Genomic DNA, 2,091 nt, shown 5'->3' on the forward strand with positions numbered 1-2,091 from the left:
TGCCTATTAAAGCTACCTCGAGTCGTCGTCGCAAGCTCCTTACAACTCGAAATAACACTTTACTTATGAAATCTATTTATCATAGAGTTCTCTTTTCAAATGAAATGTATACTGTCAACTTATTTTATGAGAGTAACTAGCATACTGGACTTCATCCCAATTCATTGGGGTGGAGTTCAGAATGCACACGATTCACAAGGTTGTTCTCAACTCATCCCGAAAGCTTTCGGGACGAGTTGAGAACAACCCGATTTCATATTATTTTAATTTATTTCAAATTTAAATATTCTTTTGCAGCTGATAGAAATTCTTTAGCTTTTTTGAGCATTGAGAGTGCTTCTTCTTTGGTTACCTTTGAAACCGGGAAATAGTCACTTTCACTTCTTGCAGAAAATGCATCCAATAGATATCTATAGTATTACAAATAATCCGCCAGCTGGCGGATTGTTTTTTTGGGCAAAAAATTTAACCGCAAAGTTCGCAGGATGGGCGCAAAGGACACAAAGATAATAAATAACTCAGTGAACTCTGCGTCTTCTTTGCGTTCTCTGCGGTTTACCGTGCTATGAAATTTAGTATCCATCAAATTCATTTTGGCTATATGTTCACCAAAAGCTGCGATTAAAGCATGATGTGAAGACCTTTGTATGTTAATATTAAGCAACACAGCCGTTACGGCATGGAACATTGCATAATAAGTTCTACTAATCACATTATCCCAATACTTTAGTTTTGAAAGGTCTTCAGCAACCTTAATAAAGTGTTCACTTCTTTCTATATGTTGTCTTATTTCATTCGTCATACTATGATACCTTCTTCAGATATATTACGAAACAATGCATATTCCTTTGCAAGCAATTCTTTTTTCTCTAAAAAGAACAAATTGATAACACAGTTATTTTCTAAACTGATTGTTGCCCGCATTTTACTACAGCGTTCTCTTTCCTTGTATCTACTGGCAAGACCATCAAGGACTACTGCAATATCTATATCAGAATCTTCATTTGCTTCATTCCTTGCATAAGAACCAAAAAGATAAACTAATTTTAGATTAGAACCATAGATGTTTTTCAAAATATCCTGTATTTTTTTTGCAAGAACTAATGCTTCTTTTCTATTTATCATATATTTATCTTTTTAAAGGAAATATATACTATCAATTTATTTTAGCACCTTAACTCAAAACCGACTTTTTGGACAGACTCTATTTAATAATTTCAATATTCCCAATATATTTTCTTAATACTTCTGGTACAATTATTTCCCCTGAACTATTTTGATAATTCTCAAGAATTGCTATCATTGTTCGTGGGGTAGCTACACCAGACCCGTTTAATGTATGAACAAAATGAAGCTTCCTGTCTATTTTTGAACGATATCTGATATTTGCTCTTCGTGCCTGAAAATCTATATAATTACTGCAGGACGAAACCTCTAAATACTTATTTAAACCTTCAGCCCAAACCTCAATATCATAACATTTATAAGCTGCAAAACTCAAATCCCCACTGCAAAGCAATCTAACACGATAAGGCAACTTAAGTGCTTGTAAAACTGCTTCTGCACTTTTCAAGATTTCTTGTAAGGCATTTTCAGAATTTTCTGGCTTTACAAACTGAACAAGCTCTACCTTATTAAATTGATGAATCCTTTGCAATCCCTTTGTCTCCTTACCGTATGAACCAGCTTCTCTTCTGAAACAGGGAGTATATGATACATACTTAATAGGAAGCTCATTTTCACTTAAAATTTCATCCTGATGAAAATTCGTTACAGGAACCTCAGCTGTAGGAATAAGAAAAAAATCATCCTGCTCTACAATATACATATCTTCTTCTAATTTTGGCAATTGTCCAGTGCCAGTCATAGTTTTTCTGTTAGCCAAAAAAGGAGGGGAAATCTCCTGATAACCGTGATTTTTTTGATGAAAATCTAACATAAAATTTATAAGTGCTCTTTCTAAATTTGCTCCCTTATTTATATAACATACAAATCCACTGCCAGCAATCTTTGCTGCGTGCCTAAAATCAATCAATTGAAGTTTCTCTGATAGTTCAATATGATTAAGAGATTCAAAGTCAAATTGTGATT

Annotated in this window: 4 protein-coding genes; all 4 read right to left on the bottom strand. The window is 33.7% G+C overall.

Going from position 1 to position 2,091, the window contains the following annotated elements; translation table 11 throughout:
* Positions 1 to 268 precede the first annotated feature (268 nt).
* The gene (locus U9R23_06615) at positions 269 to 403 is read right to left on the bottom strand and encodes a hypothetical protein (GenBank protein ID MEA3476091.1); all 135 of its coding nucleotides are present in this window, start codon (positions 401 to 403) and stop codon (positions 269 to 271) included.
* Positions 404 to 418: 15 nt separating this feature from the next.
* Positions 419 to 802 (bottom strand): HEPN domain-containing protein, encoded by a 384-nt coding sequence (locus U9R23_06620; protein MEA3476092.1) that lies wholly within the window; start codon positions 800 to 802, stop codon positions 419 to 421.
* Positions 799 to 1,125, bottom strand: coding sequence for a nucleotidyltransferase domain-containing protein (locus U9R23_06625; GenBank protein ID MEA3476093.1), 327 nt, complete (start codon positions 1,123 to 1,125; stop codon positions 799 to 801). The genes U9R23_06620 and U9R23_06625 overlap by 4 nt, the downstream gene beginning before the upstream one ends.
* Positions 1,126 to 1,204: 79 nt before the next feature.
* A partial coding sequence (serS, locus tag U9R23_06630) for a serine--tRNA ligase (GenBank protein MEA3476094.1) occupies positions 1,205 to 2,091 on the bottom strand: 887 nt, incomplete at its 5' end.

This window comes from Candidatus Cloacimonadota bacterium, from assembly GCA_034722995.1.
In the GTDB taxonomy this organism is placed as follows: domain Bacteria; phylum Cloacimonadota; class Cloacimonadia; order JGIOTU-2; family JGIOTU-2; genus JAGMCF01.